The 17,354-nt window shown below is 57.9% G+C and carries 17 protein-coding genes; 12 read left to right on the plus strand and 5 right to left on the minus strand.

Going from position 1 to position 17,354, the window contains the following annotated elements:
* The first annotated feature begins 5 nt into the window (after positions 1-5).
* From ACR0CR_RS01640 to ACR0CR_RS01655, 4 genes are all read left to right on the plus strand, one after another.
* A complete protein-coding gene (locus ACR0CR_RS01640) occupies positions 6-602 on the plus strand; it encodes a nucleotidyltransferase family protein (RefSeq protein WP_480596126.1) in 597 nt (198 codons plus the stop codon).
* A 748-nt stretch (positions 603-1,350) separates the two neighbouring features.
* The gene (locus tag ACR0CR_RS01645; protein WP_480596127.1) at positions 1,351-2,787 is read left to right on the plus strand and encodes a DegQ family serine endoprotease; all 1,437 of its coding nucleotides are present in this window, start codon (positions 1,351-1,353) and stop codon (positions 2,785-2,787) included.
* 161 nt (positions 2,788-2,948) lie between these two features.
* The gene (locus tag ACR0CR_RS01650) at positions 2,949-3,629 is read left to right on the plus strand and encodes a response regulator transcription factor (RefSeq protein WP_480596129.1); all 681 of its coding nucleotides are present in this window, start codon (positions 2,949-2,951) and stop codon (positions 3,627-3,629) included.
* A gap of 49 nt (positions 3,630-3,678) precedes the next feature.
* Positions 3,679-4,992, plus strand: a complete 1,314-nt coding sequence (locus ACR0CR_RS01655; protein ID WP_480596131.1) for a sensor histidine kinase — start codon at positions 3,679-3,681, stop codon at positions 4,990-4,992.
* Here ACR0CR_RS01655 and ACR0CR_RS01660 read toward each other — a convergent pair.
* From ACR0CR_RS01660 to ACR0CR_RS01670, 3 genes are read right to left on the minus strand one after another with little or no spacing between them, the layout of a single operon-like run.
* Positions 4,989-5,450: a CYTH domain-containing protein gene (locus ACR0CR_RS01660; protein ID WP_480596132.1), complete on the minus strand. Its 462-nt coding sequence runs from the start codon at positions 5,448-5,450 to the stop codon at positions 4,989-4,991. The genes ACR0CR_RS01655 and ACR0CR_RS01660 overlap by 4 nt on opposite strands.
* 2 nt (positions 5,451-5,452) lie before the next feature.
* Positions 5,453-6,208: a ParA family protein gene (locus tag ACR0CR_RS01665; protein ID WP_480596134.1), complete on the minus strand. Its 756-nt coding sequence runs from the start codon at positions 6,206-6,208 to the stop codon at positions 5,453-5,455.
* 3 nt (positions 6,209-6,211) lie between these two features.
* On the minus strand, positions 6,212-7,915 hold the full coding sequence (locus ACR0CR_RS01670) for a CHAD domain-containing protein (RefSeq protein WP_480596136.1): 1,704 nt from the start codon (positions 7,913-7,915) through the stop codon (positions 6,212-6,214).
* 80 nt (positions 7,916-7,995) lie between these two features.
* On the opposite strand from ACR0CR_RS01670, the gene ACR0CR_RS01675 reads away from it, so the two are divergent.
* Complete coding sequence (locus ACR0CR_RS01675; protein WP_480596138.1) at positions 7,996-8,343, plus strand: TfoX/Sxy family protein; 348 nt, start codon at positions 7,996-7,998, stop codon at positions 8,341-8,343.
* Positions 8,344-8,393: 50 nt separating this feature from the next.
* On the opposite strand, the gene ndk is transcribed toward ACR0CR_RS01675, so the two are convergent.
* Together ndk and ACR0CR_RS01685 are read right to left on the minus strand one after the other, a co-directional pair.
* Positions 8,394-8,816 carry a nucleoside-diphosphate kinase gene (gene ndk, locus ACR0CR_RS01680; RefSeq protein ID WP_170352964.1) on the minus strand — a complete coding sequence of 141 codons (423 nt, stop codon included), beginning with the start codon at positions 8,814-8,816 and terminating at the stop codon, positions 8,394-8,396.
* Between the two features lie 103 nt (positions 8,817-8,919).
* The gene (locus ACR0CR_RS01685; RefSeq protein ID WP_480596140.1) at positions 8,920-10,122 is read right to left on the minus strand and encodes a multidrug effflux MFS transporter; all 1,203 of its coding nucleotides are present in this window, start codon (positions 10,120-10,122) and stop codon (positions 8,920-8,922) included.
* Positions 10,123-10,230: 108 nt separating this feature from the next.
* Here ACR0CR_RS01685 and ACR0CR_RS01690 point away from each other — a divergent pair, with 108 nt between their 5' ends.
* From ACR0CR_RS01690 to ACR0CR_RS01720, 7 genes are all read left to right on the plus strand, one after another.
* Positions 10,231-12,084 carry an ABC-F family ATP-binding cassette domain-containing protein gene (locus tag ACR0CR_RS01690; RefSeq protein WP_480596142.1) on the plus strand — a complete coding sequence of 618 codons (1,854 nt, stop codon included), beginning with the start codon at positions 10,231-10,233 and terminating at the stop codon, positions 12,082-12,084.
* Positions 12,081-12,701, plus strand: a complete 621-nt coding sequence (locus tag ACR0CR_RS01695; protein ID WP_480596144.1) for a MarC family protein — start codon at positions 12,081-12,083, stop codon at positions 12,699-12,701. Before ACR0CR_RS01690 ends, ACR0CR_RS01695 begins: the two co-directional genes overlap by 4 nt.
* A 41-nt stretch (positions 12,702-12,742) precedes the next feature.
* Positions 12,743-13,324: a retropepsin-like aspartic protease family protein gene (locus tag ACR0CR_RS01700; protein WP_480596146.1), complete on the plus strand. Its 582-nt coding sequence runs from the start codon at positions 12,743-12,745 to the stop codon at positions 13,322-13,324.
* Positions 13,325-13,372: 48 nt separating this feature from the next.
* Positions 13,373-13,993 (plus strand): ImuA family protein, encoded by a 621-nt coding sequence (locus tag ACR0CR_RS01705; protein WP_480596148.1) that lies wholly within the window; start codon positions 13,373-13,375, stop codon positions 13,991-13,993.
* 64 nt (positions 13,994-14,057) lie between these two features.
* Positions 14,058-15,272: an MFS transporter gene (locus ACR0CR_RS01710; RefSeq protein WP_480596150.1), complete on the plus strand. Its 1,215-nt coding sequence runs from the start codon at positions 14,058-14,060 to the stop codon at positions 15,270-15,272.
* Entirely contained in the window at positions 15,269-15,865 is a 597-nt protein-coding gene (locus ACR0CR_RS01715) for a YceI family protein (RefSeq protein ID WP_480596152.1), read from the plus strand. The genes ACR0CR_RS01710 and ACR0CR_RS01715 overlap by 4 nt, the downstream gene beginning before the upstream one ends.
* A gap of 70 nt (positions 15,866-15,935) precedes the next feature.
* Entirely contained in the window at positions 15,936-17,159 is a 1,224-nt protein-coding gene (locus ACR0CR_RS01720) for an MFS transporter (protein ID WP_480596154.1), read from the plus strand.
* The last annotated feature ends 195 nt before the right edge of the window (positions 17,160-17,354 follow it).

Here is a 17,354-nt window from a genome sequence, read left to right on the forward strand (position 1 = left end):
GCCGAATGACGCAGATTCCGATCATCCTGTTGGCCGCTGGTCAATCCAGCCGAATGGGCGGCGTGGATAAACTCTTGCAGCCCATTGACGGCGTGCCCCTGTTGCGCCGTTCGGCGCAAAGAGCGCTGGTCGTTGCCCCTGTGATCGTTGCGCTGCCGCCTAAACCCCATCCAAGGTATTCATCGCTGGATGGGTTGGACTTGAACAAAACCGAAGTAAAAAATGCCTCTGAGGGTATGAACGCAAGCCTGCGCCGGGCTATGGAATGCGTTCCGCAAACGGCCCCGGCGGTAATGGTTCTTCTGGCTGATCTTCCTGATCTAACGACCGACGATCTAAGCGCGGTCATAAGGGCCAGAGATGATCACACGGAAAACCTGATTTGGCGCGGAGCAACTCAGGCAGGCAAACCTGGGCACCCGGTGATTTTTGATCGTGCATTATTCGCAGAGCTGTCCAACCTGACCGGCGATGACGGAGCAAAACCGGTCGTCAGAAGACACAAGAACAAAGTACACAATCAATGCCTTCCGGGCAAAAACGCGTTGATGGATTTGGATACGCCTGAGGATTGGGCGACATGGTCGTCAAGCGATGGCTGAAAAGAACACGGCCCGGTCGATATCGACCGGGCCGGTTGCCCAATACAGGACTACCACTTTCATCAATCTCATCCGCGCGTACAGACCGTCAAAATGACATTCTGAACAATCGCTGCCGAACCTAAACAAGACCCCCTCGTTAACATGCCGCTCTGCGCTACAGAGACTGAGATTCGCCATCAACACCCCCTAGTGTTTCAGGCCCCCCTCACTTGGGCACGATCATCGTCGCCGATCAGATGCTTTCAAACAATGTAAAATTGGAAAAGACGGTTAATTTTGCACGTATCAGACTGGTAATTGGGCAACAAAGCCACACCGACCACTCACCTTAAAAGTGTATGGTACTTTTGGCAGCCCGTTGTGCGGCAGTAACAACATCAAACATATAGAATTTATTTTTACCAAAACAAATACATAAGATTGTCAGAGCGGCAAAAACGCCGAGCTTACCACAACCCTTGGTAGAAGCGTTACAGCAACTTCGCGATCGCACCGCCTTTGTTAACAAAAATGAATCAATGCAACCTCTTTACGCATCAACCGACAATTTGAGCAACAATCCACCGATTCGCACGGGTTGCGCGAGCGTGATTCTGTTGACGAACCGAGTCGCACGGCCAGACTTCAACGGCATAAAGTGGCAAAATTAAGGTTTCTTAACCTTTTGGTCAGAAACCCCCAACACTGGCGCGCCATCTCCTGATCCAAGCGCGGGCAAAACCGCCAAACACAGACAGGAGTCAAAATGAGCATCCGTAAATCCTCACTGCTTTTTCCTCGCACGTCCAACTGGGTCGGTGCAAGCGCGCTGGGCGCGGCCATGCTGGCCACCACTGCCCTGCCCTCGATGGCAGACGAGGCCTTGGCAGATCTGGTCGAAACCGTGTCACCATCGGTTGTCACCATCATTGCCAAGCAGGACGCTGCGCCCACACCGGCGCAGGGACAGGAGTTTAATTTCGAAGGCCATCCCTTTGGTGAGTTCTTCAAACGCTTTGGCGGGCCCGAAGGCTTCCAGATGCCGCAGCGTGGTCCGAGCCAGGGTCTGGGCTCTGGCTTTGTTCTGGACAAAGAAGGCTACATCGTCACCAACCACCACGTCGTGGACAGCGCCGACACGATCACTGTGCGGCTAAGCGATGATCGCACCTTTGAGGCCGAAGTCGTGGGCACCGATCCATTGACAGACATCGCCGTTCTGAAGATCGACGCTGGTGAAGACCTTCAAGCCGTTCAGATGGGTGACAGCGACGTTATCCGCGTGGGCGAAGACGTTGTTGCCATCGGCAACCCGTTCGGCCTCAATTCTACCGTGACCACCGGCATCGTTTCGGCCAAAGGCCGCAACATCTCGGAAGGTCCGTATGCCGAGTTCATCCAGACCGATGCGGCGATCAACAAGGGTAACTCCGGCGGCCCGCTATTCAATATGCAGGGCGAAGTTATCGGCGTGAATTCAGCTATTTACTCGCCCAGCGGCGGTTCGGTCGGCTTGGGCTTTGCGGTGACGTCGAACATCGTCGATCACATTACAACCGATCTAAGAGATGACGGTCAGGTCAGCCGTGGCTGGCTGGGTGTCTCGATCCAGACCGTCAGCCCGGAACTGGCCGCGGCGATGGGCATTGACACCGCAACCGGCGCACTTGTGTCCGAGGTCGTCGCTGGCAGCCCTGCCGAAGGGGTCTTGCAGCAAGGCGATGTCATTCTGGCCTTCAACGATGAGCCCGTGGACACCAGCAGCGATTTGCCAATCCTGGTCGGCACGACCAAAGTAGGATCGGAAAGCGTCATGACCGTGCTACGGAACGGCAAGGAAGAGCAGATCGAAGTGACCATTGGTCAGCATCAGTCCGCATCGGCCGAAACCGACAATGTTGTTGAGGACAAGTTCGAAGGCACTTCGCTTGGCGTCACGGTTGCACCTTTAACAGAAACCGCACGCGCGGACATGGGCGTGGCCGAAAACGTTGATGGGGTCGTAGTGACCGATCTTCAGCCCGACGGTCCAGCGGCACAGGCTGGTCTGCAGCGCGGTGATGTCATCGTTCGCCTGGGAAGCTTGGATACCGCAACGCCCGACGCTCTGAAATCGGCGCTGGAAAGCGAAAAGACCGATCCGGCGCTGGTTTTGATCAACCGAGGTGGCAACCAGATCTTTGTCGCAGTCGAGGTCGCCTGACCCAACACCAAAGCGCGCCACATGATGGGGAATCTGGTGCGCTTCTACCGGAAGGTGCGGATTGTCCACGCACCTCTGGGCGGCCGGGTGCGGCTCTGCACCCGGCCTGTTTTTTTCAACCAGTAGATATGTTTAAATCGTTGCTGAAAGGGAACCCAACCATGAGTAGACGTCTGTTGATCGTTGAAGATGACCAAGACACCCGCGACTTCATTGCCAAGGGCTTTGGGGAAGAAGGGTATGTGGTCGAGGTTGCCTCGGACGGTCGCGAAGGCTTGTACCACGCCACTGACGGCGGGTTTGATGCGATTGTTCTGGACAGGATGCTGCCCGGGCTGGACGGCCTGTCGCTGATCAAATCCATGCGCGCGGCCGGGTTGAAAACCCCGGTTTTAATGCTGACCGCGATGAGCGCGGTTGACGAGCGGGTCAAGGGATTGCGTTCTGGTGCGGATGATTATCTGGTCAAACCGTTTTCGTTTCAGGAGCTGCACGCCCGGATTGAGGCGCTACTGCGCCGCCCGCAAGAAGCAGAAGAGACCCCTACTCTAACGTGCCGCGACCTTGAGATGGATCTGCTGACACGCAAGGTCTTGCGCGGAGGACGCGAAATAACTCTCACGCCACGCGAGTTCCAGATTTTGGAGTTTTTCCTGCGACGCAAGAACCGGGTCGTTTCGCGCACCATGCTTTTGGAAGGCGTCTGGGATTATCATTTTGACCCGAACACCAATGTCGTGGATGTGCACATCTCGAAGCTACGCCGCCAATTGGACGAGGACGGCGCTGATCCGATCATTGAAACCGTCCGAGGGGCCGGCTACATGATCTCGGATGGATAACCTGCTACATTCATTTAGAAATTCCCGCACCCGCTTGGTTCTAGCCAGCATGGTTCTGAGCACCCTGCTAACCGCGACCATATTGGCAATGGTTTACGTCACAGCCAATCGTACGATCACAAGTGAGACACGTTCGGTCGTATCGGCAGAGTTGACCGGGCTGGCGGATGAATATGAACGGCTCGGGATGATCGGGCTGATTACCGCCATTGAACGACGCCTTCCCACAGCGGCAGAGCGTGACGCGCTGTACCTTTTGACTGGGCGCCAGGGTACGAAGATTGCCGGCAACCTGGCGCAATGGCCAGACGGCATCAAGGCCGGCAGCGGTTGGGTGGACCTGCAGTTGCGAAGGGACGACTCAGATCAGTTCGTGCCGATTTCGGCAGCCGCCATTCGCCTGCCGGGTGGAGAACGCCTGTTGGTTGGACGCGACGCGCTGGCGCGGCAGCAGTTTGACCGCGTGCTCTTGCGCTCGGTTGCTTTGGCGCTGGCGACAGCTCTGGCGCTTAGCCTTCTGACCGGTTGGCTGCTGACGCGTCTGGTCTTTTCTCGCCTCAAGGATATCGCCGATACGGCCGACACAATCGTATCGGGCGACCTGTCCCAGCGTATGCCGCTGCGCGGGACCGGAGATGAATTCGATCAGGTCGCCGGTACGCTCAATGACATGCTGGACCGAATCGAGGAACTAATCAGCAATCTGCGAACCACCTCCAACTCCATAGCCCACGACCTGCGGTCCCCCTTGTCCCGCCTTCGGCAGCGCGTGGAGACCCTGGCCGAGCCCGGCAAATCAGATCAGGAGCGTGAAATCGATATGGCCCGCGCGACGGGTGAGATCGATCACCTGCTGCGGGTTCTGAGCCAATTGACAGAGATTTCCCGCGCCGAGGCCGGTTTGGGGCGCGAGCAGTTCGAGCCCGTTAACCTGCTGCAGGTCGCCGCAGACGTGGTCGAGCTTTACGAGCCCGTTGCAGCGGACCAGAACATTCGGCTTGAAGTCACGGGCAAAGCACAACCCATTCAAGGACACAGACCCCTGCTCTCTCAAGCTCTGTCGAACCTTATGGAAAACGCTATGCGTTATGCACCGCCGGGCACTGCAATCACGATCCATATTGATGAAGACGGTCCCATGGCGCTGCTCAGCATTCGTGATCGCGGTCCGGGCGTTCCCGAAGCGGACCTGCCGCGCCTTCAAATGCCGTTCGTCACACTTGATCCGGCCCGCACCGAGCGCAATGCAGGGCTGGGTCTGGCGCTGGTCGCCGCGATTTCGCATATGCACGGCGGCAGTTTCACGGCGCGCAACCGCAAGCCCGGTCTGGAAACCATCATCAGTCTCGAGCGGAGCACCTAATCAGGTTTACCTTCGATCGCCAGTATCTTGTTTTTAAATCGTTTATCATTGGTTACATCCGCCCCGAACCACTTTGGTGGTTCAAACGCCACCGCCTCGGCTTCCGTGGAAAATTCGACCTCAACCAGGCGCAGTGGCGCCAATTCGCCCTGAAAAACGTCCAGCTCAAACTCCAAGCCGGATTCAAGGCGTCCAGTAAAACGTTCTTTTTCGACACGCCTGCCTTTGGTCTCGGGCCAGAAAGTGCCGAACTGTTCGGCAGTAATCTCGGTCTCCCGTTCGACCCGAACCATGTTGCCGCCGCCTTTGAGCGTCAGAAAGTAAAAATCGTTCTTCTGACGAAGACGCAGCTCGGTGGAGTCCGTCGGTGCCGTCAAATAACCCTGACGCACAACAGCTTTCCTTAGGCCCGTAAGATCTGGTAGCATGGCGACCAAGAACTTGCGTTCAATTTCCATGCTCATGCGTCCGGACCAACTTCTGAATTCACTTCTTTGAACAATGCCCTATAGGCTTTGCCGGCTACGCTGCTATTTGCGTAGGTCAATACAGGGGCGCGGTGCTGGCCCATACGCTCGATATCTGCCGCGAACGGGATCGAAGTTCTCATGAACCGATTTTGGTACTGTTTTCGCATGGAGTGCATTGTGTCGTGATGGAGCGTTTTGCGCTTTTGGACCATAGAGAAAAATGCACGCAGTTTCTTCTTGGGAATCTTTCGCTGTTCAAAAAAGCTGACCAACTGATCGAACGTCCGTTCGGACAAAGTTGTGGGGATGACAGGCACCAGGATCACATCGGCAGCCTTGAAGATGTTCTCGGACAGGGTCGAAAAATTGGGCGGACAATCCAAAATGATCACATCATAGTCCCCGCCCGCCGAAGTCAGAGCCTTTTTCAACCGAGATCGTTTGTTGCGCATACGCGAGAGAAAAATGTCGAAATCGCGAAACGTCAGATTTGCTGGCAATACGTCGAGGCTTTCAAAGTCACTGGCACGAATGGCCTTGATAAAGCGTTGAACATCTTCGAAGAACCGCGCCTCGGTCAGCTTCTTCGACGGTTTGACGCGTAGATAAAACCCGGACGCCCCCTGAGGGTCCAGATCACACAACAAAACCTGTTTGCCCTGCTGCGCAAAAGCATATGCCAGGTTGACCGAGGTCGCGGTTTTTCCCACACCGCCCTTGTTGCTGTAGCAAGCAATAATCTTCATCGTTCAATCCTTCGTCGGGTGAAACAAGCTTTGGAAAAGTCTGCGGGTTTTGGGGTGGTCAAATCGTTCAAAACTCGCCATCACGTGGTCCCTTTCATGCTTTTGGCGCTGGTTGAGCACCGCGATCAACCCACCGACAGCCATCGAGAGCTGCGCGTTGGCGTGGCCGCCCTTGTCGCAATGCTGGTCAACCAGCCTGTGCAATGCATCCTGCTGGACAGAGTAGTCGTTGAACAGCCCAAGATTGTCTTGCAACACTTTCAGCGATTTAATGATCGTTTTCATCGCTTTGGGATCAAAAAGCGGCGCAAAAAACTCCATCAAATAGCGCAGTTTCTTGCAGTCGATGCGTAGTTCGTGAATCGTCTCGTCAGGAGTCCGGGCAGTGATACCGCGTGCGGTTTTGCAGACCCCGCGGTAGCGCTTCCAGATCAGAGCGCAGGCGTAGGCATACGCGCCGAGTTGCGCATTTGGTCCGGGTTCAATGTTTCCAGTGTCGGCAAAAAGGGTCGTTAGCTTGTTCATCTGGCCGTCATAGCCGGTGCTCTTGAAACGCCTCGAAAGGCTAGCGTGGGCGCGTTTTCTTTCAGCCTCAAATTCGGTGAACATGACGCCAAGACCATCGTGAAGAATTTCCGGCAACAAATTGTAATATAACTTCTTTTCCAAGAGATACACATCCAGGTCCCGGACCCTTCCAGTGGGTGCGGTAAGATCGGAAAACTCACGTTTCAGCCGCGCGGTCTCTTGTTGGGAAAACACCCCTTTGAACAAGCTCAGCACCGAGCGGACCTTGCGCAGCGACACGCGGTAATCGTGCAGAAACTCTGTATCGATATCCGCCACCACACCGCTTTCGTTCTGGCGCGCGACCGAAAGGTATGTCGCGATGATATCCTTAGCCACCTGGAGAATAGGGTCATGATGGCTTAGCGGCCGGGCGGGTTTTGCGACATAGGGAATTTTGTCGGGGAACAACCCTTTGAAAATGCCCTCAACTCCGCCCGGATTGGGTTTCAAGCTGGCAAGCGCGTCGCTGACCACTTGAAAGGACCGGTCATAGCCCCGCAAAGGTTGGGTCGTAACAAGGGTCGTCTCGCTCGTTTCGGATGTCAGGCTCAGGACGGTGCCGCGTACATGGGTTTTGTCAAGATCGTCAACAACGGCAAAGTTGCGACTTGTCATTGTGCCGTCACCAACGCTCATCAAAGCGCGCAGTTTGGGAAAACCTCGCAATGCATCTTTCACTGGTCCGCACGACAGGTCCGGCACAAACATGTTTCTGGCACTGCCCTGTTGTATCATGGTCCGACCATCCCGATCGAGCAGGCGCAAACAGCGGTCGCATTCGATCAGCACGCGGCCTGATGCCCCGAGCGAGTGATCATGGCAATCCAGCAATAAAAAGCGACGCTTAGGTGTCGTAGGTCCGAGTTGAAGTGAGAGGTTGCTCAGTTGCCCGCCGAAACATTTTGCGTCGAATGGACCTGAGAAAACGTAGACACCCGTGTCTGCAGAGTTCATTTGCGGCCCCTCCCGCGCAGCAAAAAATAGATCGCTCAACTCAGTTTTGAACGCTAATCCCATACTCGATCGCGCAAAACATGTGTGTCGCCCTGTTCGACTGCTCGGCCTCGGTGACCGATTGCCCGGGCGGGGTTTGTCAGCGTTACGACCCCTGACGTTCGCGCCTCGCGCTTGTGGCATAAAATCCCGTTTTCGCAAGTTGTTCAAGCGTGAACGACTTCGGGATGACACGGCACAGGCACCCGGCTAAAACTCGGGTCATGTCAGACCCAGTCTCTTCAATTCGCAACCTTGGTCCGGCCTTCGAGCAGGCCTGTGCCCGGGCGGGCATTCATTCTGCGCAACAGCTTCGGGAAATGGGACCAGATGCGGCGTATGCGAAACTGTTGCAAGCCGGTTCCCGACCACATTTCATTGGCTATTATGTTCTGGTCATGGGTTTGCAGGGCCGACCATGGAACGACTGCAAGGGCGAAGAGAAAAAGGCCCTGCGCCAACGATTTGACGCCATTAAGTCAAATGTTGGTGCGACGCCTCAAACGCAGATGATCTCGGACCTGGATGCGATCGGTGTCAGGGTGTCGCCAGACGATCTCAAACCGACATAAAAAAGCCGCCCCCGATCAAGGGAGCGGCTTAAAAGAAGCAGCAGATTTGCTTAACCGACCAGTTCGATGCCGGAGAAGAAATAGGCAATCTCAACCGCTGCGGTTTCCGGCGCGTCCGAGCCGTGGACCGAGTTCTCGCCGACCGATTCAGCAAATTCAGCGCGGATGGTGCCGGCTGCGGCGTCTGCGGGGTTGGTTGCGCCCATGACTTCGCGGTTCTTGGCAATGGCGCCCTCGCCTTCCAGAACCTGAACAACGACCGGAGCTGACGACATGAATTCGCACAGTTCGTCATAGAACGGACGCTCTGCGTGGACTTCGTAGAACTTGCCAGCTTGTTCCTTTGTCATGTGGATACGCTTTTGTGCGACGATGCGCAGGCCCGCGTCTTCGAACTTGGCGTTGATTTTGCCAGTCAGGTTGCGGCGGGTCGCATCGGGTTTGATGATCGAGAATGTGCGTTCCAGTGCCATGTCGGCCTCTCCTTACTATAAGGCGCGACACCCGCGCCGAAATCCATCGCGGGCCGCCTAACATGGTACGTGCCTCATGAAAAGCGTTATGATGGCATTCGGTTTAGATCGCGTCAGGCAGCGGCTCGATACGGTCGATCCGGCGCACGTAAAGGACGGCCAGCAAACCTGCGAAACTGCACGCGCACATCATGCCAAGGACCAGAAACGGGCCGTTCTCGGGGCTGACCAAAATCCCGGTCATCCATGTCAGAATGGCCCCCAGCGCCACGATCATCGCCCCCGACAACCCTGCCGCGCTGCCTGCGAGCCTGGGCCGCACCGACATTACGCCTGCCGAGGCGTTGGCGTTTGTCAGGCCGTTGCCAAACCCCACGCAGATCGCCGCCCCAAAGAAAACCCAGACCGAGCCCGTATCGGACCAAAACAGTAACAATCCAATCAGCGGCCCGGTCGAAGCGACAACCCGCCCAGCCAAAATCATCGTGGTCAAGCGTGTGTGTGCGGCAATCCGGCCAGTGATGAAATTCCCGGCCATAAAGCCGCCCGTGATGATCCCGATCCCCAGACCCAGCATGGCGGGGCTTAGATCGAACCAGGCGGCCGCCACCAAAGGGGCTCCGGTGATGAAGCTGAAAAAAGCGCCGATCGAAAAGGCGGCGCACATTGCATAGCCCCAGAACCGACGCGCGCGAAACAGATGCGGGTATTCACGCAATTGAGCGGTCAGAGTTGACGAGCGGTTGGTATTGGTCTCGCCCATGTCCAGCCAAAGCAGTGCGAACAGTCCTGCGCCGAATGTCGTGAACAGAACGAATCCCGCGCGCCAGCCGAACAGCACATCCAGCGCTCCGCCCAGCATCGGACCCAGCATCGGCGCCAAGGCCATGGCCATCGCGACATATCCCAGCTTGCTTGCCGCCTCGTTAGGCGGGTGCATATCGCGGATTGATGCGCTGGATAGAACCGGCCCGGCCACGACGGCGGCCTGCAACATCCGGTAACCGAGAAAGGTCCAGATCGACTCGGCCAATACGCATCCAAGTGAAGCAAAGGCAAACACCGCCATGCCAATCAGCAAAACCGGCCTGCGGCCAAACCGGTCTGACATCGGCCCAAGGATCAGCTGCAAAACAGCGGAAATCGCCAGATAACCGGCAACGGAAAAGTTCATCAACGCGTAATTGACCTGGAAATCCTGCGCCATGCCAGCCAGTGACGGAAGGAACATGTTCAGCGACACCACCGACAGCCCCGTCGCCAGGATCAAAGTAATCAAGGATGGGGGCGTTTGGGCCGCGCGCATGAGACAAAAACCAGGTAAAATCCAGCCGGAACAGCGCTAACACATCACTTGGGCGTTGAACATGCCAAGCCGCTGGCGGCGGCATCACGGCTCTGCTAAGAGCGCGTCATGCTACGGATCGAAGACATCAATTACGCCGTCGAAGGCCGCCCCTTGTTCGATGGGGCCAGCGCGACTATCCCCGATGGTCACAAAGTGGGTCTGGTGGGCCGCAATGGCACCGGCAAGACCACTCTATTCCGTCTGATCCGCGGAGAGTTGGCGTTGGAATCGGGAAATATCGTGCTGCCGAAACGCGCCCGCATCGGGGGCGTGGCGCAAGAGGTTCCTTCGTCCGATGTCTCGCTGATCAACACGGTTCTGGCCGCAGACACCGAACGCGCCGCCTTGATGGCCGAGGCCGACAGCGCCGAGGACCCTGCTCGAATTGCCGAGGTCCAGACCCGTCTGGCCGATATCGACGCGTGGTCGGCCGAGGCCCGCGCAGCCTCGATCCTTAAAGGGTTGGGATTCGATGACGAAGATCAGCTTAAGCCCTGCTCGGATTTTTCGGGCGGTTGGCGCATGCGTGTCGCCTTGGCGGCGGTGCTGTTTTCACAACCCGATTTGCTACTGCTGGACGAACCAACCAACTATCTGGACCTGGAAGGTGCGTTGTGGCTGGAAAGCTATCTGGCCAAATACCCACATACAGTGATCATCATCAGCCACGACCGGGGGCTGTTGAACCGCGCGGTCGGCTCGATCCTCCATCTGGAAGACCGCAAGCTGACCTATTATGCGGTGCCCTATGACAAGTTCGCGGAACGCCGCGCCGAACGTATTGCGCAGGCGGAATCTGAGAACGCCAAAGCCAAGGCTCGAATTGCTCACCTGCAAACCTATGTGGATCGTTTCCGCTACAAGGCGTCCAAGGCCGTTCAAGCCCAGTCGCGTCTTAAGATGATTGAGCGCATCCAGTTGGTTTCCACACCTCAAGAAGCAGCACTGCGCGCGTTTTCCTTCCCCGAACCAGAGGAACTGTCGCCCCCGATCATCCACCTTGAGGGCGGCGTGACCGGCTATGGCGAGACCGAGGTGCTGCGCCGCCTCAACCTGCGCATCGACCAGGACGACCGGATTGCGCTGCTTGGCAAGAACGGTCAGGGCAAGTCGACCCTGTCCAAACTGTTGTCCGACCGCCTGCCCCTAATGGCGGGCAAGATGACCCCCAGCAACAAGCTGCGCATCGGCTATTTCGCGCAGCATCAGGTGGATGAACTTTATGTGGACGAGACCCCGCTGGATCACTTGCGCCGCCTGCGCCCGGATGAAGCTCCGGGCAAGTGGCGATCCCGTCTGGCCGGGTTCGGCCTGAATGCCGATCAGGCAGAAACCACGGTTGGTCGGCTGTCCGGTGGCCAAAAAGCGCGCCTGTCGCTGCTGATCGCCACCATCGACGCACCGCATATGCTGATCCTCGACGAACCGACCAACCATCTGGACATCGAAAGCCGCGAGGCGCTGGTCGAAGCGCTAACTGCTTATTCCGGTGCAGTCGTTCTGGTCAGCCACGACATGCACTTGCTGTCACTGGTCGCGGACCGGCTGTGGCTGGTCTCGGACGGGACGGTGAAACCGTTCGAGGGTGATCTGGAGGCCTATCGGTCACTGTTGCTGGGGCGCGACAAGCCCGTGAAGATAAAGCCGCAAACGGCGAAACCGAAACGCCCGTCACGAGACGCGATGTTGGCCCTGCGCGCGGACCTGCGGAAATGCGAGGATCGGATTGAGAAGCTGACAGATATGCACGAGAAACTGTCGGCCAAGCTGGCAGACCCAGCGCTGTATGAAGATGACCGGATCGATGATCTGGAGACATGGAATCGTAAATTCGCCGAGGTAACGGAGGCCATGCAAAAGGCCGAGACCCTCTGGGTTGCGGCAGCGGAACGACTGGAACAGGCGGAGAGTGCCGCATGATCGACATGGCCTTTTTCATCACCGCTTTCACCACGATGTTCGTGGTGATCGACCCGTTTGGCACGACGCCGATCTTTGTCGCGCTGACACAGGATCTGGACTCGGCAACGCGCCGCAAGATCGCGATCAGGAGCTGTCTGACCGCCGTGTGCATCCTGATCGCCTTCGCCGCCTTTGGTGAGGCGGTGCTGGGCTTTGTTGGCATCTCGATGCCCGCCTTCCGCGTGGCCGGGGGTGCCTTGCTGTTTCTGACCGCGCTCGACATGTTGTTCGAACGGCGCACGAAACGGCGCGAGAACCGGGCTGAGGAAGAAGAACACCCTGACCCGTCCGTGTTCCCTCTGGCCATTCCGCTGATTGCCGGCCCCGGCTCGATCGCAACGATTATCCTGCTGGCTGGGCAAAACCCCGGCATCCAGGGAATAGCCGCCGCCTGTGCGGTGATGCTGGCCGTGATGATGGTGGTCTTTGTTTTCTTTCTGTCCGGCGGCATTGTGGCCCGCATTCTCGGCAAAACCGGCCTGAACGTGTTGACGCGCCTTTTAGGAATGCTCCTGGCCGCACTGTCGGTCCAGTTCATTTTGGATGGCCTTAAGGCCTTTGGTTTCGCGTCCTGAAACCCCATATGTGTTTCAGGTTAATCGGTTAGGGTCACGATATGGACGGAGACAGCATCGCACGTGTGGCATATCTCAGCCTGCTTGGCGCAGCTGTTGTCGCGTGGTTCATCTCGCAAAACCGGCAAACGGTGAACAAGACGCTGCAGCAGGCAATGGCGTGGGTGTTCATCTTTGTCGGCGTGATCGCTGTGGTGGGCCTGTGGGAAGACATCCGCTCGACCGTTGGCCCTGTGCCACAGATGACCGTAACCGGTGAAACGATCCAGGTGCCGCGTGCGGCGGACGGGCATTATTACCTGCCGATTGAGGTGAATGGACAGCCGGTTACCTTTCTTGTGGACACCGGTGCCAGCCAGATTGTCCTCAGTTCGCAAGACGCCGAACGCCTTGGGATTGACCCGGATCAGCTGAACTATTTTGGCCGCGCATTCACCGCCAATGGCGAGGTTCGGACAGCGCCAGTGCGGTTGGATACTCTGACGCTGGGGCCGATTACGGATCGCGACGTCTCGGCCTGGGTGAATGAGGGCGAGTTGCATCAGTCGCTTTTGGGGATGGATTACCTGCATCGGTTCTCGAATATCCAGTTTGCGGATGGCCGTCTGGTTCTGTCGCGCTGAGGGTATTCCTCAATTGAGAACAAAATGAGAACATGCTAGCCTGACAGCATGTCTACGAACCTTCTTGGCCGCAAACCTGCGCGGGACGCGCCGGGGCTGGCGCTGCACCCTCAGATCACCCTGCAACTGGGCCGCGTGCATGAGGCCTGCGGCCCTGCCCGCCGCAGCTTTGCCCTGTGGTTGGCCGGTCAGGCGCAGGGGCCGGTGCTGTGGATTTCGCCCGCATGGGAGCCCGGCCAGTTGAACCCCGACGGGATGATGCCCTTTGCCGATCCTGCCCGTTTCATCTTTGTCCGCCCCACCCGCGCCGAGGATCTGTTGTGGTGCCTTGAAGAAGCGTTACGCAGTGGGGCCATCCCGCTGGTGATCGGCGACCTGCCCGGCGCGCCGGGGCTGACGCCGGTGCGGCGTATGCATCTGGCTGCCGAACAAGGCGGCGCGATGGGACGCGCTCCGCTAGGGTTGTTGCTGACACCCGGCGATGGCGGCGCGCAGGGGGTTGAGACACGCTGGCACATGGCGGCCAATCATCAGGCAGAGGCCCGCCGCTGGACCCTGACCCGGCGCCGCGCCCGCGCCCTGCCCCCGGTAAGCTGGCAGGCCACCCAAACCAGACCCCGCGCCGGGCTGAACCTGACAAAGACCACGGTTGCAGAGGCTTTGGCGTGACACCACCGCGTGATCACGCAAGATGTGACTAGCCAAGCCCCACCCCGCGCCCTAGCGTTCCGCCATGAGCCATCCGATCCACGACAGTCGCTATTCCTGGCTACGCCTTCTCATCACGCTCGCCATTGCAATGGTGGCGAATGTCGGCATGTGGGCGGTGATCGTGGTGATGCCCGCCATCGAGGTGCAGTTCAGCGCGGGCCGGGCAGAGGCGTCATTGCCATACGTCCTGTCGATGATCGGATTTGCGCTGGGCAACATGTGGTTGGGGCAATTGGTCGATCGGCTGGGCGTGACCAAGGCACTGATAGGTGCCGCCATCCTCAGCGCCATCAGTTACTTGCTGGCAACGTTGGCCCCGAACATGGTGTTGCTGTCGCTGGCGCACCTGCTGTTGGGGCTTGGCACCTCAATCGGGTTTGGACCACTCATCGCCGATATCTCACACTGGTTCATGAAGCGTCGCGGAATTGCCGTCGCGCTGGTGGCCAGCGGGAACTATCTGTCAGGTGCGATCTGGCCCACTCTTCTGTCGGGCATTCTGGCGCGAGACGGCTGGCAACAGGTCTATCTGACGCTGGCGGTTATGACATTGGTCGTCGTTATCCCCTTGTCCCTATTGTTGCGTCGACAAGTTCCGGCAGAGGCGCACAGCACCGCTGCAGCCAATGCGCAGATCAACGCACGCAGTGTCGGGATATCACCACGCGCACTACAATACATTCTCGGATTGGCCGGGATCGGCTGCTGTGTGGCGATGTCGATGCCGCAGGTTCACATCGTGTCCTATTGCGTCGGGCTAGGCTATGGGCCAGCCGTCGGAGCCGAGATGTTGTCGCTGATGCTATTGGGTGGCGTGGTCAGTCGCGTGATCTCGGGACTGGTCGCGGACAAGCTTGGTGGGATCATGACGCTGCTGATCGGCTCAATCCTGCAATGCATCGCCCTGTTCCTGTTCCTTCCGTATGACGGGATGGCCTCGCTATATCTCATCAGTCTGATGTTCGGGTTGGCCCAAGGCGGCATCGTACCCAGCTATGCGCTGGTCGTCCGCGAGTACATGCCCCCGCAGGAGGCTGGTGCGCGTGTCGGATTCGTCATGATGATGACGATCATGGGTATGGCCCTGGGTGGTTGGATGTCGGGCTGGATCTACGACTTAACCGGAAGTTATCAATTGGCCTTTATCAACGGCATCCTCTGGAACGGAATGAATATCGCTATACTGTTGATGCTCATGAATCGATCCCGCCCGCGCAGACATGAGGTTGTCGCATGACCCTTCTTTCCCGGCGCACATTCGTGGCCGGGTTGGCCACAATGCCCCTGGTGCAATCCGCACAGGCCGCAATGCGCCCTTATGTGTTGGTGCCGTCCGGCACATCTGTTGAGTTCACGTTTGTGCTGTCCGGGGTCACCCAATCAGGCACGATGCCCATCCGGTCCGCCGATATCCGCATCGACATCCCAAACCTCGAAAACAGCCGCGTCGACGTTCTGATGGACGTGTCCGAAGCCCGGACGAAACTGCCATTTGCACGTGGACCGATGCTTGGCCAAAGCGTTTTGGACGCCGAAACCTATCCAACGATCCATTTTCAATCGACCAAGGTTCAGTTGGGCGAAGGCGGCAGGATTTCACGCGGCGCACAAATCATCGGTGACCTAACGCTGCGCGGGGTCACGCGCCCCATCGCCCTGCAGGCGGACCTGTTTCGTCAAAGAGGCAGCGCCGCAAACAGCCTGGACGAATTGTCGATCCGGTTGAAGGGCGCGCTGGACCGCAACGAATTCGGGGCCTCCGGATACTCTGATCTGGTCGCTGATGAGGTCGGCCTGGATATTCAGGCCGAAATCAAACGTGCAGGATAGATGAAAAACGACGCAACAAAGTCGAATAACCGCGCGCATCTGAGGCGATTGAAGTCAATCTGACACCATCATGCGCACAATCATTTCATTTGCCGCTTTGTTTCTCTCAGTCATCCTGCTGCAGCTTTCCACAGGCGGTGTCGGCCCGCTAGACGCGATCTCAGGCTTGACGCTGGAGTTTTCGACGGAGCAGATCGGTCTGCTGGGTTCGGCGCATTTTGTCGGGTTCTTCGTTGGCTGCTGGTGGGCACCGCGCCTGATGGGCAGCGTCGGTCATTCGCGCGCCTTTGCCGTCTGCACGGCGTTGGGCGCGATGGGGCTGCTGGGGCATACGCTGACCGAGAATCCGTACATCTGGGCCATTCTCAGGATCGCTTCGGGCACATGTGTTGCCGGTTGCTATACAGTGATCGAAGCCTGGCTGAACGCAAAGGTCACCAACGAGACCCGAGGCCGCGCCATGGGCAGCTACCGCATCGCGGACTTGGGTGCGTCTCTTTGCGCGCAATTGATGATCGCAGTGCTGCCTCCGGCGTCGTACGTATCCTACAATCTACTGGCCATTTTGTGTTGCGCGTCATTGTTGCCGCTGACGTTGACAAAGGCGAGCCAGCCCAAAACCCCGGATGCGCCCCGATTGCGCCCAAAACTCGCATGGCGCAGTTCACCCCTTGCGGTGGCCGGCGTAATCGTTGCTGCGCTTAGCTCAGCCTCTTTTCGTATGGTCGGCCCGGTCTACGGGCAAGAGGTCGGCCTGGGCGTCGATCAGATCGCCTTCTTCCTGGCATCGTTTGTTCTGGGTGGCGCGCTGGCGCAGTACCCGGTCGGTTGGCTGGCCGACAAATACGACCGTCGCTGGGTGCTGATCTGGCTATCGGCCGCAGCCGTTCTCAGTTGCGGCATTACAATGGCCGCAAGTGACGCGGGGACCGTCGGCGTGATGTTGGCGGCGGCCATCTTCGGACTCACAACTTTCCCGATCTTTTCGGTGTCCTCCGCCCATGCAAATGACTTTGCAACGACAGAAGAACGGGTCGAGCTTTCGGCGGCTCTGATGTTCTGGTTTGCCCTGGGCGCAATCGCCTCGCCCTATATCTCGTCAACCTTGATTCAGGAGTTCGGCCCGGGTGCTTTGTTTGCCTTTGTGGCCGTCGGGCACGCTTTTCTAATCGTTTTCGGATTGGCCCGAATGCGGTCGCGACCAACACCGGACGCCCGCACGAACTATGTCTACGCGCCGCGGACCTCATTTACCATCGGGCGATTGCTGAAACGATCCCGCGAAGAGCAATGACCGGAAAACCTAGCTGAACACACCGCCCAATTCCATATTTTGACAAACCTCCTTGATGGGCAAACACAGTCGGACTTTCAGAGGTTGGGGTTCCAATTTGCTACCTGTTGGGTTTTGTCTTGATCGGAAATGCCCTGATCTGCCGCATGGCGTCGCTAGGATTCATCGAGAATCGCGGCCCTAATTTGCAATGAG

Source organism: Ruegeria sp. AM2 (genome assembly GCF_056540685.1).

Excerpts from the sequence above, each read along its gene's own strand:
- ACR0CR_RS01640 (WP_480596126.1), top strand. The coding sequence starts at position 6 with ATGACGCAGATTCCGATCATCCTGTTGGCCGCTGGTCAATCCAGCCGA.
- ACR0CR_RS01645 (WP_480596127.1), top strand. The coding sequence starts at position 1,351 with ATGAGCATCCGTAAATCCTCACTGCTTTTTCCTCGCACGTCCAACTGG.
- ACR0CR_RS01650 (WP_480596129.1), top strand. The coding sequence starts at position 2,949 with ATGAGTAGACGTCTGTTGATCGTTGAAGATGACCAAGACACCCGCGAC.
- ACR0CR_RS01655 (WP_480596131.1), top strand. The coding sequence starts at position 3,679 with ATGGTTCTGAGCACCCTGCTAACCGCGACCATATTGGCAATGGTTTAC.
- ACR0CR_RS01660 (WP_480596132.1), bottom strand. The coding sequence starts at position 5,450 with ATGGAAATTGAACGCAAGTTCTTGGTCGCCATGCTACCAGATCTTACG.
- ACR0CR_RS01665 (WP_480596134.1), bottom strand. The coding sequence starts at position 6,208 with ATGAAGATTATTGCTTGCTACAGCAACAAGGGCGGTGTGGGAAAAACC.
- ACR0CR_RS01670 (WP_480596136.1), bottom strand. The coding sequence starts at position 7,915 with ATGCCACAAGCGCGAGGCGCGAACGTCAGGGGTCGTAACGCTGACAAA.
- ACR0CR_RS01675 (WP_480596138.1), top strand. The coding sequence starts at position 7,996 with ATGTCAGACCCAGTCTCTTCAATTCGCAACCTTGGTCCGGCCTTCGAG.
- ndk (WP_170352964.1), bottom strand. The coding sequence starts at position 8,816 with ATGGCACTGGAACGCACATTCTCGATCATCAAACCCGATGCGACCCGC.
- ACR0CR_RS01685 (WP_480596140.1), bottom strand. The coding sequence starts at position 10,122 with ATGCGCGCGGCCCAAACGCCCCCATCCTTGATTACTTTGATCCTGGCG.
- ACR0CR_RS01690 (WP_480596142.1), top strand. The coding sequence starts at position 10,231 with ATGCTACGGATCGAAGACATCAATTACGCCGTCGAAGGCCGCCCCTTG.
- ACR0CR_RS01695 (WP_480596144.1), top strand. The coding sequence starts at position 12,081 with ATGATCGACATGGCCTTTTTCATCACCGCTTTCACCACGATGTTCGTG.
- ACR0CR_RS01700 (WP_480596146.1), top strand. The coding sequence starts at position 12,743 with ATGGACGGAGACAGCATCGCACGTGTGGCATATCTCAGCCTGCTTGGC.
- ACR0CR_RS01705 (WP_480596148.1), top strand. The coding sequence starts at position 13,373 with ATGTCTACGAACCTTCTTGGCCGCAAACCTGCGCGGGACGCGCCGGGG.
- ACR0CR_RS01710 (WP_480596150.1), top strand. The coding sequence starts at position 14,058 with ATGAGCCATCCGATCCACGACAGTCGCTATTCCTGGCTACGCCTTCTC.
- ACR0CR_RS01715 (WP_480596152.1), top strand. The coding sequence starts at position 15,269 with ATGACCCTTCTTTCCCGGCGCACATTCGTGGCCGGGTTGGCCACAATG.
- ACR0CR_RS01720 (WP_480596154.1), top strand. The coding sequence starts at position 15,936 with ATGCGCACAATCATTTCATTTGCCGCTTTGTTTCTCTCAGTCATCCTG.